Source organism: Paeniglutamicibacter sp. ORCA_105 (genome assembly GCF_045798545.1).
GTDB lineage: Bacteria > Actinomycetota > Actinomycetes > Actinomycetales > Micrococcaceae > Paeniglutamicibacter > Paeniglutamicibacter sulfureus.
The window spans coordinates 85,058-98,749 of record NZ_JBIXLM010000009.1 but is presented as its reverse complement, the minus strand read 5'-3'; the positions used below and the strand labels follow the sequence as shown (position 1 = coordinate 98,749).

Genomic DNA, 13,692 nt, shown 5'->3' with positions numbered 1-13,692 from the left:
ATGACCACCACACCAGCAATCGATCAAATGCGCGGTCCCTTGGCGCCGGACTTCGACCCTATGGGCGATGCCTACTACCGGGACCCCACCCGGCACATCACCGAGGCCAGGGGGGACGTCGATACGTTCTTCTTCCCCTACCTCAATGCCTGGATCGTCAACAGGCGCGCGGATGCCGAGTTCGTGCTCTCGGACTGGAAGAAATTCTCCAGCGCCTCCAACGCCGGCCTGATCCCGGTGCCCGACGCCCACGCCGCGACCATGCCCCCGGAACTGATCTCCCGGATCCTGGTGGGCTCGGACCCCATGGGCCACACCATCGCCCGCCGCGTAGCACAAAAGGGGTTCCTCCAGCCACGCATTGAGGCCCTGCGCCCGGAGATCGAAGCCCGCGCACACCGCATCCTGGACAAGTTCGACTCCCTGGGCGAGATCGATTTGCTGGAGAACTACTGCCTGGAACTGACAACCCAAACGCTGATGGCACTCATGGACCTCGGGTCCGAGTACGTGCCGATGATGCACCAGCTGCGCGACGACTTCTTCCAGGTCCTGGCCAGCGCCCAGGAGGAACTGCCCGAGCCGCGGCGCTCCGAGGTGTGGGACCGCTACGTCAAGACCCAGCTGGTCCTGCGCGGCATCGTGGCCGAACGCCGCGAAAGCCAGAACGAGGACCTGATCTCGGTCATGGCCCGCGACAAGGACAAGGACGGCAACTACTCGCTCTCCGAGGCGCAGATCGCGCTGCACCTGAGTGAATTCGCCGCCGCCGGCACCGACACCACCGCCCAGGCCATGGCCAACGCGGTGCTCTTCCTCAACGATTCCCCTCAAAGCGTCACTGAGGCGCTGGAGGATTCGGCGCTGTGGCAGCGCGTGTTCGACGAGACCGTCCGCCGCCGCCCGTCCTCGCCCTTTGCCTCCCGGCGCTCCAACATCGACGTGACCCTCGGAGGGGCCGAGATCAAGGCCGGGGACATGGTCTGGATTTCCCTGGCCAGCGTCAACGTGGATCCCGACCATGTCGAGCGGCCCTTTGAGTTTGATATCCACCGCGAGGATCCGCGGGACCACCTCTCCTTCACCAAGGGACGCCACACCTGCCTGGGCCAGCCGTTGGCCCGGGTCCAGGGCGCGGTTGGCCTGGAGGTGTTGTACGAACGGCTTCCGGGATTGCACCCCGCGGAGAACTGGGAACTGGACTTCATCCGGATGGCCCTGCTGCCCGTGCGGCGCAGCCTGCAGGTCAAGTGGGATGCGAAAGCCATCGAGTCCGGGCACGGACGCGAACTTCCCGCCGATCCGATGGCCACCCTGCAGCTTCGGGTCGGCTCGCGGGTGCAGGAATCGGACGGCGTGATCTCCCTGTCGCTGGTCGATCCCAGCGGTGCGGCACTTCCGTCATGGAAACCCGGCGCCCACATCGATGTCCTGGTCGGGGACCTGGTGCGGCAATACTCGCTATGCACCCCGGAGGGCGATCAAGGCGCGTGGCGCATCGGAGTCCTGAAGGAAGCCAACGGCCGCGGCGGCTCCAAGGCCATCCACGAGACCGTGCAAAAAGGCGACCTCGTGACGGTGAGCCACCCGCGCAACAACTTCGCACTGCTGCCCTCGCGCCGATACATCTTCATTGCCGGCGGGATCGGGGTGACCCCGATCCTGGCCATGGCGACCCAGGCCGAACGCGATGGTGCCCAGTGGTCCATGGTCTATGGCGGACGTTCCCTGGCCACCATGGCGTTCACCGACGAACTGCAGGCACTCGGCGAGAAGGTCAGGCTGGCCCCGGAGGAAACCGAGGGTTACGTCAACTTCAACGAGCTCCTGGGCGAGGTCCAGCCGGACACCCTGATCTACTGCTGCGGACCCGAACCGTTGCTCAAGGTCGTGGAAGCGGCTTCGGCGCACTGGCCCTCCGGCAGCCTGCATGTCGAACGTTTCGTGGCCAAGGAATTCGACACCGGCGGGGATGTCCCCTTCGAGGTGAAATGCGTTGACAGCGGCGTCACGCTGAACATTCCGGTGGGCAAGAGCATCCTGGAAGTCGCCGAGGCCGAGGGGCTCTCGGTGATCTCCTCGTGCGGCGAGGGAACCTGCGGAACCTGCGAGACACCGGTGGTTTCGGGCGAGGTGGACCACCGGGATTCGATCCTGACGGACGAGGAAAAGGTCGAATGCGACTCGATGTTCATCTGCGTCTCGCGCTCAAAGGGTGGGTGCCCGCTGAAGCTCTCGCTGTAGCTCACCGACGTCTTGGTTCCCCAAGGGGGCTGGCTCCGCCGACTCAAACGTCGGTGGGGTCAGCCCTTTTCGGATTCCGGGAAGGTCGATTCCAGGAAGGCCAGCCACTGGTCGGCGAGGGTGTCGAGCAACAGGTCCATCTTCACGGGCCGGCGCCGGATCACGGCGAAGTACATCATCCGTTCCAAGGCCGACTGCAGCGTCAAAAGGTGCAGCCTGGCCTTTTCATGATCCTTGGCATTGGTGAACCGGCCGAAGGTCCGGGGCATGACCTGGTAGGAATTGGCCAGCGTGGAAATCCACATGTCGGTCACCGCGTCGTCGTTGGCGAGCGCTTGCTCCATGATGGTGAAATCGCTGCGCCGCGTATCCCACAGGGCCATGGTGCTACGCAGCCAGGCCTTGACGTTGCGCAGGGTCGGCTTCGTGATGGCGTCAAGGTCGCTGTAGGCGCGCAGCACATCGGGGGACGATCGCTGCATCAGTTCCAGCACCACTTCGGCCTTGGACTTGAAATACACGTAGAAGGTGGCGCGACTTGTCCCGGCGGACGTGGCGATGTTCTCCGCGGTCGTTTCGTTGTAGCCGCGAATCCTGAATTCGGCTTCGCCGGCGGTGATCAGGCGTTCCCGGGTGAGGCGCTTCTGGGCTTCGCGCGATGACGGCTTTGGGCCTGGGATATCCAGCAATTCGCTGCTGCGACCCCGCTGCGCGGACTTCTTCTCTGGGGCAGTCATTTCACTCGATTTTATCACCGGAGGACCGCGCAAGACGGAAGCCGCGGCGGGAATGGCCCAAAGCGGAGCATTGCGTCGCGGCGTGCGGGGGAGTGGTGGATCCGAAATCACCAAGGCGGTAGGTCCCCAGGTCAAGCACCGGGTCCAGGCGGCCATGTTCCGCGCGGGTCTTGGTGTCCCCTCGGAGTGCAGGACGCCCTGCGATCGATGGCCCGGACCGACGGGACCGGGATGGTACACAACCTGCAGGAACCACCCGGGCAGCTGCTGGTTCCAGCTGCCCGGGCGGTTCCTGCGGGCCGTTGAACATGGTGTCGCTATGGCTTCGTCAATTCCATGATCTTGTTGCCGTCGACACTTCCGATCAAGAGGCTCCCGTTAATTTCTATGACCGTGGTGGCGTTGGTAAATCCTGCCGAATTTCCCGAGGCGATCTCCTTGGCGGTGAAGTCGCCGGGTTGGATTTCCATGACTTGGAAGCCCGGCTTGGGTGCGGTGGCCCCGCTGCGGAATCCTTGGAAAGTCTCGAAACTGTCGATGTCCTGTCCCGTCACCAGAAGGGTTCCCGAGGCGGTCCAACGCAAGTTATCCGGCATGAAACCAAGTTCCAAGACCTGTGGAGCTGCATCAGGCTCCTCAACCGAGAACTTTCGGATGTCCCTGCTGCCCCAGCCGGCCGCAAATATGCTCTTGCCGTCCTTGGACACGGCGATGCCGTTTGGCGCGGACATCTCAGAGCCGCGGACCTTCTCCCATCCCCGGGAGGGGATGGAATGCAGGACGTAGCCGGTCTCATCTCCGGCGAAAGCCGTCTTGAAGCCAGCCATCATGTCGGAGGGGTCGAAGTAGTTCGTCACGTAGAAACCGTCCGAGGCCGGATCCGGGGCTACGCCGTTGCCGAACGTCCCCTTCGGCAGCAATTCACAGCCAATCCAGGTGACGTCCACATTGCCTTGGGGCGAGGGCGCAAGACTAAAGACCTCGACGGATTCCCTGCCACCGTGGTTCACGACATAGAGCCGGCTAGTTCCATCGGGCTGCTCTTCCAGCCCTATTCCATGCGGCGATGCAACATCCAGCGAAGGGGGAGCGGGGCAGCCACCGTAAAGCTTCTTATCCAGCGCGACGGCATGCTTGCGTTCCGGCCAGATTTCGGTCAGCTCGAACGTCGACTTGTCCATGAGGTAGAGGTGCCCGGAGCCGCCGGCGTCGTTGCCCGGATCCGCTGACATGCCGCTAATGACCAGGGACTCCGTGCCGGGAAGTTCGATGAGGTCCTCGGGTTTCGAGGGGGCATCCACCAGCCGTTCGGTCCAAGTTTGCTGGACGTCGGCTGTTGAACTTTCTGCGGCAGTGCCCACTTTCGGGCCGTCCGTCTGCCCAGCCGCCGAATTGGCGCAACCGCTGGCAAGCAGGGCAAAGAGGGCAATTGAAGCGCCGACTGCGGTCTTTCGTCCAAGGTGTGCTCGGTTCATGCCGCAGCACCTCCTACTTGAATTTTCATGACGTCCTCTCTTTTAGGCACGTGGTTTCAAACTCCCGCACCCGATGTCGAATTTCATTGATTAGCCGGCCGAGCCGGAGAAACGACATCGGCGTGGAATTTCCGATGGGGGTGTTGTGGCTAATTTCCTGCGGACGCACGGGCGCCCGGAATGACGGATCCAGTCGGTGGTTGTTCCGGGGGAAAGATCCGTCGTTAGGAGGAAACGCTAATGTGACCTGGAACGCATGGCCATATACATCCCGCAATCACCGGTGCCGAGATATACCGACAATGTATGCCAGATGAATACAGCTGAAGCCATCTCTCTTGATCTCGCTGTGGGCAAGAATGGCCCGGCTTCGGCCAGCTCGGTGCCTTGTACCCGGGATCTCACGGCATTCGCTGAGACCTGATCGGTAGCGATGAGGGCAACAGTCTTTTTCAGCTGCGCAACCGCATGCCGGAGGCCTTTTTCTTGGCCTTGGAATACTTTTTCTTCATCGTGCGGGCGGTCTCTTGCTCGGCCTCCTGTATCCGGCGGAAGGCGCGAAGGGTTCCTTCGGGCAACGTTGGGTCCGTGGCCAGGGAATCCAGGAACCTGCGGGTCGCCACGCTGTCCTGGTGTTCGCCCAGGACCTTGGTGAGGCGGTGGGCGGACCGGACCAGCTTGGGGGCGCGTTTCCGGTGGATGTCCGTGACGGATTCGGCGGCGTTCAGCAGTTTCTTGGCGTCCTTGCGGACCTCGTGGAGCGCGGTGTCCCGCACGGGCCCTGCTTTGGTGCCTGCTGCCTTCCGGTGCTCGCGTTCCAGGGCCTTGGCGGCCCTGTTGACCAGCCGTGCACTTTCCCGCTTGGCGGGCCTGGAAGCCCGTGGCCTCGCCGGCGGCTGGTCGCGGAACCGTTCCAGCTCATCCAGGAGCCGGTAGTAGCGGGTAGTCTCGAGGGTCTTGAGCACTGTCTGGTACCCGGCGTTGTACGTGGATTCGAGCTCTCGCTCAATGGGCCCAGCCACGGGTCCGTTCCCTATTTTCCCGGGCAGTTCTTTGATGCGTCGGCGAAGCCGTTTGCGCATGACTTCGGCATCCCGGGGGCGCCCGAGGATCCGGGCGAGCCACTTCAAGTCGTCTTCAATCTGCGTGGGAACGTCCGTGGTGAACAGGCTGCCATAGATAGCCAGCGCGGAGCGGAGTCGCCGGGTGGCGGATCTCATCCGGTGCACTGCCTTCGGCAGTCCCAGCCGCACACCGGGGTCGTGGGTGAGAAGTTCGTGGATTTGCTCGTCCAGGTAGGCCCGCACCACCTCGAGCACCGGTCCCTTCTTGCTTGGCGAACCGGTGCCCGCGACCGGTTCGGGCGGGTATGCCTCACCCATTGCCCGGGCCGGCTTGGAGGCATGACGGGAGGGAACGGCGCCCGTGGCACCGATGGTGTCGGCGGCGTCCGCGAAGAGGATCGCGTCTCCATGGACCAGCTCGAGCTCCCATTCGCGCCAGCGAACCTCCGCCCCGTCCCGGTCCAGTGCGTGGGCTTGGACCGTGTCATCGGCAAAGTCCGCCAGGTGTTCCCCGCCGGGACCGTAGAGCCGGTAAGCGGTTCGTTCGGTGGCCAGTCGCACGACGGGTGACAGGTCGGCACCGCGGGTGTGGACGAACAAGTGCGCGAGCAGTTCCGCCGGCACGTGCTCGGGTTGGCCCAGCGGCGCATGGATTTCCTGCCGCGTTGCCTGTCCGGCAGGAAGTTTCAGGTGCCAGCCGGAATCGTTGCCGCCGGTGCGGCGGCGCAGGGTAATCCGCCGGGCTGCCAGGGCCAGGGTCGCCGTGTCGAAGTAGACGGCCTCAAGCCGGTGCCGCACCGGTTCGGCGACGCGTTCCACGCCCGGGATATCCTCCAGGACCGGCAACGGAGTCGTTTCCTCGACGTCGTACTTGTGCTCTATTTCCAGGTGTCCCGTGGATTCCATGGCTTTCAGGAACCCTTCCCGGCCGCGGGATCCGGCGCACCGGCCCCGGGAAGCGGTCCGTGATACGGCGATTCGATGGGGCGCTGGATACTGGTCATGGAACGTGCGTCCTTTCCCTGCGATGCTTGAATTCGGCGGCGGATCCGGCGGGGTGGTGTCCCGCCGATGCCATCCTTGGGGTGTCTCTCCCCCCGAGTGTAGGTCCGGGAGAGTAACGCAGGTAGTGGTCGGGGAGGTCATGGTGTGGCCGAATTATTAGGTATCGCCCGTCTGCCGTCTTGCTTGCTCTTCGTCCTGAGGGTGCAGGCCCGGAATGACTCCCGATTGCCAGGGCGATTTCGACGGCGAAGTCTTGACCCTTGAGCCACCGTAGAGTGTCCGGCCGTTAACCATCCGGCCATGTGAACGGGCTTGAATCAATGTGCACCTGGATTTCCCCGTCGGGGAAGCTCGACAAACCAATGAGGAAAGCCCCCGATATGTCCCGCCCCACGGAAGCCACCACTTCGGTGCCGAACCTGCGCCGGGTCCCCTCCGCCGGTGCTGGTCGGCTGTTTAGGTCCGCTGCCCCCAGCGGACTTGAGCACGAAGGCATGCGGGAACTCAATGGCCTCGAGGTGAGGACGGTCGTGGACTTGCGCGAGTCCTTCGAAATTGCCGAACGCCGGGGCTACGTCCCCCACGGCGCCGTGCATGTTTCCGCCCCGCTGTACCTCGGTCCACTGCCCGTGGCCACTGCCATCGAGGATGTCTACTACGGCCTGCTGACCACGCGCGGCACGGAAATCACCAAGGCCGTGGGTGCCATCGCCGCAGGTTTGCCGACCGGCGTGCTGGTGCACTGCGCCGCAGGCAAGGACCGCACCGGCCTGGTGGTGGCCCTGGTCCTTGAAGTCGCGGGCGTCCCGCGACAGATCCTGCTTGACGACTATGCGCGCAGCGCCAGAGACCTGCCGGCGATCTACCGCGAACGCGTGAACCACGAATTGTCCTGTGCGCTGGGAGACAGCTCGGAATTGCAGGCCGCGCTCCACTTGCACCTGGAGAGTCCGGCGGCGGCCCTCGACGCTGCACTGGACATGGTCGAAGCGCGCTTCGGTTCGGCCGCCTGCTACCTACTGGCCCACGGGCTGGATCCGGCCGACCTGACCATTCTGCGCGAGGAGTTGGCGGGTCCCGGTGCCGCAGAGGAAGCTGGCCCGGACCTATGAGCGCAACCGGCGCCACGTTGGTGCAATTGACGGACACCCACTTATTGACAGGTGGAGCCCTGCTGCACGGGCGGATCGACACCTGGGCGCGCACCGCCGAAACACTGGAAGCCGCCGCCGGGTTTTCCCCCGACGCCATCCTGGTGACAGGCGACATTGCCGACCGCGGTGCGCAAGTCCATGCCCGTGCGGCCAGGTTGTTTGAGCACGCAGAGAGGGAACTGCAATGCCCGATCATCGTGGTGCCGGGCAACCATGATCCGGCTGGCTCGGTGGGTGCACGGTTCAACCGAAAGCGCATCGCCAGCGGCCCCAATCCAGCGGACACGGTGCACATGATCGGGGGCTTGCGGATCATTGGGCTGGACACCCACGGGTTCCGCGAGGCTGCCGGCGGACTCAGCCAGCCACAGCTTCGATGGCTGTTGGCCGTGTTGGAGACTCCCGCCCCGAGCGGGACGGTCCTCGCGCTGCACCATCCACCGATTGACTGCCTGATGCCAGCCCTGGCAGGCCGCGGACTGGCCCGCCCCGGGGAACTGGCCGCCGTTCTGGCCGGCAGTGATGTCAGGGCCATCCTGTGCGGGCACTACCATCTGCCCACGTCCGGAAGCCTGGGAACCATTCCGGTGTGGGTCGGACCGGCGGTCTCCTACAACCACAAGCTCTTCGCCACCGACACTCCGGCCCATGACCAGGACACAAGTTGGTTCAGCGTCATCAAGGTCGGGGCAGGGCAGCTGTCAGCAACCCCGGTACGGGTGCCACGACCCTTTGCCGTGGCCGCGCCGGTGGTAGCGATGCCCGCCCGGCAACCTGCCTTGCTCTGAAGATCCCGCAAAACCCGTAACACCCACTCGCAAGCCGCACCCCTGGGGTGCGGCACTTCAAGGAGAAGAAATGAACAAGCGTCTGAGCGCGATTGCCCCGTTGCTGTTGATCCCCGTGTTGGGCCTGACCGCCTGCGCCGGCGGAGCCTCCGCCGACGCGGCAGGGGAGGCAGCACCCAAGACCCTCACGGTTTACACCTCCGAGCCGCAGGCCAAGATCGACCAGGTCGTCGAGGCCTTTGAAAAGGCCAACGAGGGTGTCAACGTCGAGGTCTTCCGTGCCGCCACCGGCGAGCTGAAGACCCGCATCGCCACGGAAAAGCAGGCAGGCAAGATCACCGCCGACGTCATCCTGGCGGCCGATGTCCCCACCTTCGAGGCCTATGCGGCCGACGGCGCGCTGGCCCCGCTGGACGTGGAGAACGCCGCCGCGCTGGATCCGAAGTTCGCCGACCCCGACGGCTTCTGGGTGGGCACCCGGATCATCCCCACCATCATTGCCTACAACACCGGCGCCATCACCGAAGCACCCGCCAGCTGGGCCGCGTTGACCGAGGACACCTACAAGGGCAAGATCGCCATGCCGAACCCGGACGTCTCGGGTGCAGCTGCATTCAACACCGCGGTGTGGCTGCAGGAACCGGCACTGGGCAAGTCGTGGATGGAATCGCTGGTGGCCAATGAGCCCACAGTCCTTGAAAGCAACGGTCCGGTCGGACAGGCAGTGGCCGCGGGAAGCTCCGAGGTAGGCATCGTGGTCGATTACGTGGCGCGCGAACTGGCCGCCAAGGGCTCACCCATTGCCGTGGGCTACCCGAGCGATGGCGTGCCCTACGTGTCGCAGCCCGCCGGTGTCTTTGCCGATTCCGAGAACCAGGAGGTCGCCAACGACTTCGTTGATTTCCTGATTTCCAAGGAAGGCCAGGAGCTGGCGGTGACGCAGTCCTACCTGCCGGTTCGCTCGGATGCAGGTGTCCCTGCCGGTGCTCCGGCACTGAACGAGATCAACCTGCTGGACCCGGACCAGGTCAAGATCGCAGCCGGCCAGTCGGAAGCAGTCGAGTACTTCAACTCCCTGCTGAAGTAATACGCCCATGACGACCCACACCATCGAAAAAGCAGCCACGAAACCGGATCAAGTACACGCCGAAGGCGCAACCGCACCGATTCGGAAGCGGCCGGCGGGCAAGAAGCTGTTCCAAGGGCTCCTCCGGTCCGGGGACGGCCTCGGGGTGCTGCGCACGGTGGTGTGGGTCGCCATTGCGTTCCTGGTGGGGCTGCCACTTGCGGCATTGGCCGTGCAGGGAATCCAGCCTGCAGCACGGCAAGTCTTCGGGGATCCGGCGGTGGCTACGGCCGCCCTGAACTCGGTGGCCAGTGCCTCCGGCTCGGCACTGCTGGCCACCATCGCCGGCGCCTTTCTCGCCGTGGTGCTCGAACGCAGCAACGTGCCTTCCAAGGGCATGCTGCGCTGGCTGGTCATGCTGCCCTTCTTGATCCCGCCGTTCATTGGCGCCATGGCATGGATGGCACTGCTCGGTGCCAACGGCCCGGTCAACAAGTCCCTGCAGGGGCTGGGCATCGACGCCGAGATGAGCATCTTCGGCGGCTGGGGAGTGGTGTTCCTGCTCGCGGTGCATTCCTGCCCCGTGGCCTACCTGGTCATTGCCGCCGCGCTGCGGCGGATCCCCGGGAACCTGGAGGAAGCGGCCCGAATCTCCGGGGCGGGAACCGCCCAGGTACTCGGCTCGGTGACCCTGCCGTTGCTGCGCCCCGGGCTGCTTGCTGCCTTCGTGCTCACCCTGGTGGCAAACCTGTCCGACTTCGGCATCCCGGCACTGATCGGACTTCCCGAGCGCTATACGACCTTGACCACGCTGGTCTATCGCTACCTGGCCTCCAGCACCACCAGCAACCCGCTGCCCGCGGTCTCGGCAATCGGTCTTGTGCTCTTGGCGCTCGCCGTGCTCACTGTTCTTGCCCAACGCCGGCTGCCTGCCGGCACGCAATGGGGTTCCGGGGCCACCGGCATGGATTTGGAGTTGGGCCGGGCCCGTCTTCCGCTGGTCATCCTGTTGTGGTCATGGGTGGGGGTTATTTGCATGGTGCCGTTGCTGGCGTTGGCCACCCAAGCGTTGCTGCCGGCCCCGGGTGTCCCGCTGACGTGTGAAAACCTGACCATGGACAACATCATTCGGGCCTCCACCTCACCCGGTGCGGTGTCCGGCATCGGGAACTCGGTGATGCTGGCCGGGGGAGCGGCGGTGTGTTGCACCGTGCTGGGCATGGGCATTGCGCTGCTGCTGACCCGCGGCAAGCACCGCAGCAACGGATCACTCGATGTGGCAGCGACCCTGCCCCAGGCCCTGCCGGGTTTGGTGATTGCCGTGGGGTGGTTGCTGATTGCCCCGATGCTGGGAATCTTCAATACCGGTTGGGTGATCCTGGGTGCCTACGTCATGGCATTCACCGCCCTGGTGGTCCAGGCCGTGCGCGCACCGATGGACTCCGTGTCCTCCACGCTCGAGGAAGCCGCCCGCTCCGCCGGGGCAACTCCATTGCGTGCCCTGCTGGATGTCACCGCTCGTCTGGCGGGCCCGGCCGCCGTGACCAGCGGGGTCGTGGTGTTGCTGACAGCTGTGCGGGAACTGACCATTTCCATCCTGTTGGTGGCCCCCGGGAGCCAGACCCTGGGCGTGACCATCTTCAACCTGCAACAGTCGGGCGACTACGGCGGAGCCTCCGCCCTTGCCCTGGTGGTTGCTCTGGTGGGAATCCTCGGACTCTCGGCCACCGCCGCGCTGGCCAACCGCCGTGCGGACAAATAAGAATCTCCTGAAAGGTACTTCCCGTGGCAACCATTGAAATGACCAATCTGGGCCATGCCTACGGCGACGGGCATGTGGGCTTGGAAGGGATCGACCTGAACGTTAAGGACGGCGAGTTCCTGGCCTTGCTCGGCCCCTCCGGCTCGGGCAAGACGACACTCCTTCGGACCCTTGCCGGTTTCATCCGCCCGACCGCCGGAAACCTTGCGATCGGCGGGCGCACCATGGCCGGGGACGGAGTGTGGGTGCCTCCCGAAAAGCGTGCGCTGGGCATGGTCTTTCAGGACCACGCCATTTGGCCGCACCTGAGCGTTGCGGGCAACGTCGGCTATCCGCTGAAACTGGAAGGCGTTCCACGGCCACAGTTGGCCAAGAGGGTTGCCGCCGTGCTGGAGCAGGTAGGTCTTGCCGAATATGCCAACCGGAAACCTGCGGCGCTCTCCGGTGGCCAACGCCAGCGCGTGGCCCTGGCCCGGGCGATCGTGGCCAAGCCGCAGGCGCTGCTGCTGGACGAGGCGCTTTCCGCACTCGATGAGCCCCTGCGTGCCAGGCTTCGGCTGGAACTTCGTGAGCTGACCCGTGAGGAAGGGCTGACCGCTGTGCACGTGACGCACGACCGCGCCGAGGCGCTTGGGCTTGCCGACCGGGTGGCCGTGTTGAACCAAGGAATGATCCAACAGATCGGGACCCCAAGGGAATTGCTGGAAACACCGGCAAACGCCTTTGTCGCATCCTTCGTCTCGGATGCAACGCTGTTCCCCGGCACCGTGGTCGACGGTCAATTTCATGCCGACCATCCCGGGCTCAGGCTCCCGGTCGGCACCGGTGCGCACGGAAGCCCCGCCACTCGAGTCATCGGGGAACGGGCGTTGGCAGGCTCCCGCCCGCGGCGTGCGGTTGCAGCGGTGCAGCCCACCGCGGTGCGGCTGGAACCGGCGGCCCGGACGGCGCCACTGGATACCCCGTTGGCGCGGGTCACCTCGGCGCTCTACGGCAGACATGGGTACGAAACCAGCCTGGACTGGGCAGGCACCGGGCTGCGCGCGCTGGTGGATGGCTGGGTGCCCACGGAGGGGGAACTGGTCCGTCCGGTGATCGAGACGGCACATGTGTTCTGCGATGAGGCAGGCGCCGGCGGGGAACTGGCGGCATGAGTGAGCTGGATTGGTTCGAGGCACGCAGGAACGGTCAACAATTCGGCGGCCCATCGCCAGTTACGTCACCTGATGGACCCGGAAGTCGTTTCCACTTACGAGGGCACCGATTCCCTGCAGGTCCTGTTGGTCGGGCGCGAGATCACCGGCATTTCCGCGTTCATGCGCAAGCCGTCGGCAGGGTAGCAACCCGGGGACTGAAAAAGAAACGCGAAGGAGTGAGAGCACGAGACCCCGTGCTCTCACTCCTTCGCGTTTGCCGGGCGTGCCACGGCTGGACCACGAAGTTGACTCTGCTCCGATCGATGGAGCTCGGCCGAGGCGCTCGACTGCGGTACCTGGACGAGGCTGGCAGGATCAACGTGCGCCCACGCCCTTACTTCAGTGATTCATGCATCGTCCGCTCCTCGCAGACAGAGGCAGGTGCGAACTTGGAATCCACGCTGCTTGTCGATGACCCCGGCCCGCGCGGAGGGTCAGGGACGCCTGTCGAGGTGCTTGCGGGCTTCCGCCCGGGCGCGTTCGATCTTGTCCAGGTGCTTGCCCTTGGTGGCTTTTCCCGCCAGGCCTGCGGCCTTGTCGACCACCTGGCCACCGGCCTGCCTGACCTTGGGGTTTTTCGCTGCTTCCATAAGAATCTTGCTGAATTTGCTAAAACCTGCCACGGGATTTCCCACTTTCTGTCATCGGAATCATGCGGTCTAACCAATGATCGCATGTCTATCCAACGGACGGGGGTGCCGGATCGTCCCCGATTTGGTACCGCGTCGGGTCTTCGCGCAGCAGGCAAACCCGTTTCAGTACCAAGCCCGCGTCACCTCCGCTCAATATCATCAGGGGCTGAACCGCAATCAATCTGCGGTCTCCCGGCGGTTGTTCCCCGGCCGGGGCTTTCAGGGACTATCGGAGATCTCGCCGGCAAGAACAACACGACTCGTGGAAAACGATGACGTGACCTCTGGGGCAGCGACGGCAACATGATCCAGGCAGGCGCCTGTAACCCATATAGCGGTCATCCTAATTTTATGGCTTGGACTAGTTGCTCATAATGATTGCGCATGATCCAAGGAACAACCGCTCCGGGACGGGTTGCTCCCCGTCGATCTCCAATCAAACCGAACCCAACAAACCCCGGTGGCCAGTGTGGCCAGGCACAGGGATGACAAGTCGGTCCTCGATCACTTGGATCGGACGCGTGCCATAGGATCCGTGTTCCGCCTCACCCATGCGGCGTGGCAGGAAT

General features: G+C 64.5%; 10 protein-coding genes. 6 read left to right on the top strand and 4 right to left on the bottom strand.

The annotated features are described in order from the left end of the window. Window positions 1-2,244 (top strand): cytochrome P450, encoded by a 2,244-nt coding sequence (locus ACIPUB_RS06720; RefSeq protein ID WP_407606683.1) that lies wholly within the window; start codon window positions 1-3, stop codon window positions 2,242-2,244. A 59-nt stretch (window positions 2,245-2,303) separates the two neighbouring features. Here the strand turns inward: ACIPUB_RS06720 and ACIPUB_RS06715 are convergent, their stop codons facing one another. From ACIPUB_RS06715 to ACIPUB_RS06705, 3 genes are all read right to left on the bottom strand, one after another. Beyond that, the gene (locus tag ACIPUB_RS06715; protein WP_407606682.1) at window positions 2,304-2,981 is read right to left on the bottom strand and encodes a TetR/AcrR family transcriptional regulator; all 678 of its coding nucleotides are present in this window, start codon (window positions 2,979-2,981) and stop codon (window positions 2,304-2,306) included. A gap of 317 nt (window positions 2,982-3,298) precedes the next feature. Beyond that, window positions 3,299-4,456 carry a YncE family protein gene (locus ACIPUB_RS06710; RefSeq protein ID WP_407606681.1) on the bottom strand — a complete coding sequence of 386 codons (1,158 nt, stop codon included), beginning with the start codon at window positions 4,454-4,456 and terminating at the stop codon, window positions 3,299-3,301. Window positions 4,457-4,908: 452 nt separating this feature from the next. Continuing rightward, window positions 4,909-6,426, bottom strand: coding sequence for a CHAD domain-containing protein (locus ACIPUB_RS06705; RefSeq protein WP_407606680.1), 1,518 nt, complete (start codon window positions 6,424-6,426; stop codon window positions 4,909-4,911). 479 nt (window positions 6,427-6,905) lie between these two features. Between ACIPUB_RS06705 and ACIPUB_RS06700 the strand changes: the two genes are divergently transcribed. From ACIPUB_RS06700 to ACIPUB_RS06680, 5 genes are all read left to right on the top strand, one after another. After that, window positions 6,906-7,637, top strand: a complete 732-nt coding sequence (locus tag ACIPUB_RS06700) for a tyrosine-protein phosphatase (RefSeq protein WP_407606679.1) — start codon at window positions 6,906-6,908, stop codon at window positions 7,635-7,637. Continuing rightward, window positions 7,634-8,467, top strand: coding sequence for a metallophosphoesterase (locus ACIPUB_RS06695; RefSeq protein ID WP_407606678.1), 834 nt, complete (start codon window positions 7,634-7,636; stop codon window positions 8,465-8,467). The genes ACIPUB_RS06700 and ACIPUB_RS06695 overlap by 4 nt, the downstream gene beginning before the upstream one ends. Before the next feature lie 70 nt (window positions 8,468-8,537). Continuing rightward, entirely contained in the window at window positions 8,538-9,554 is a 1,017-nt protein-coding gene (locus tag ACIPUB_RS06690; protein ID WP_407606677.1) for an ABC transporter substrate-binding protein, read from the top strand. A 7-nt stretch (window positions 9,555-9,561) separates the two neighbouring features. Then, window positions 9,562-11,295: an ABC transporter permease gene (locus ACIPUB_RS06685; protein ID WP_407606676.1), complete on the top strand. Its 1,734-nt coding sequence runs from the start codon at window positions 9,562-9,564 to the stop codon at window positions 11,293-11,295. A gap of 23 nt (window positions 11,296-11,318) precedes the next feature. Then, window positions 11,319-12,449: an ABC transporter ATP-binding protein gene (locus ACIPUB_RS06680; RefSeq protein WP_407606675.1), complete on the top strand. Its 1,131-nt coding sequence runs from the start codon at window positions 11,319-11,321 to the stop codon at window positions 12,447-12,449. A gap of 476 nt (window positions 12,450-12,925) precedes the next feature. Here the strand turns inward: ACIPUB_RS06680 and ACIPUB_RS06675 are convergent, their stop codons facing one another. Continuing rightward, complete coding sequence (locus ACIPUB_RS06675; RefSeq protein ID WP_407606674.1) at window positions 12,926-13,081, bottom strand: Rv0909 family putative TA system antitoxin; 156 nt, start codon at window positions 13,079-13,081, stop codon at window positions 12,926-12,928. Window positions 13,082-13,692: the final 611 nt, after the last annotated feature.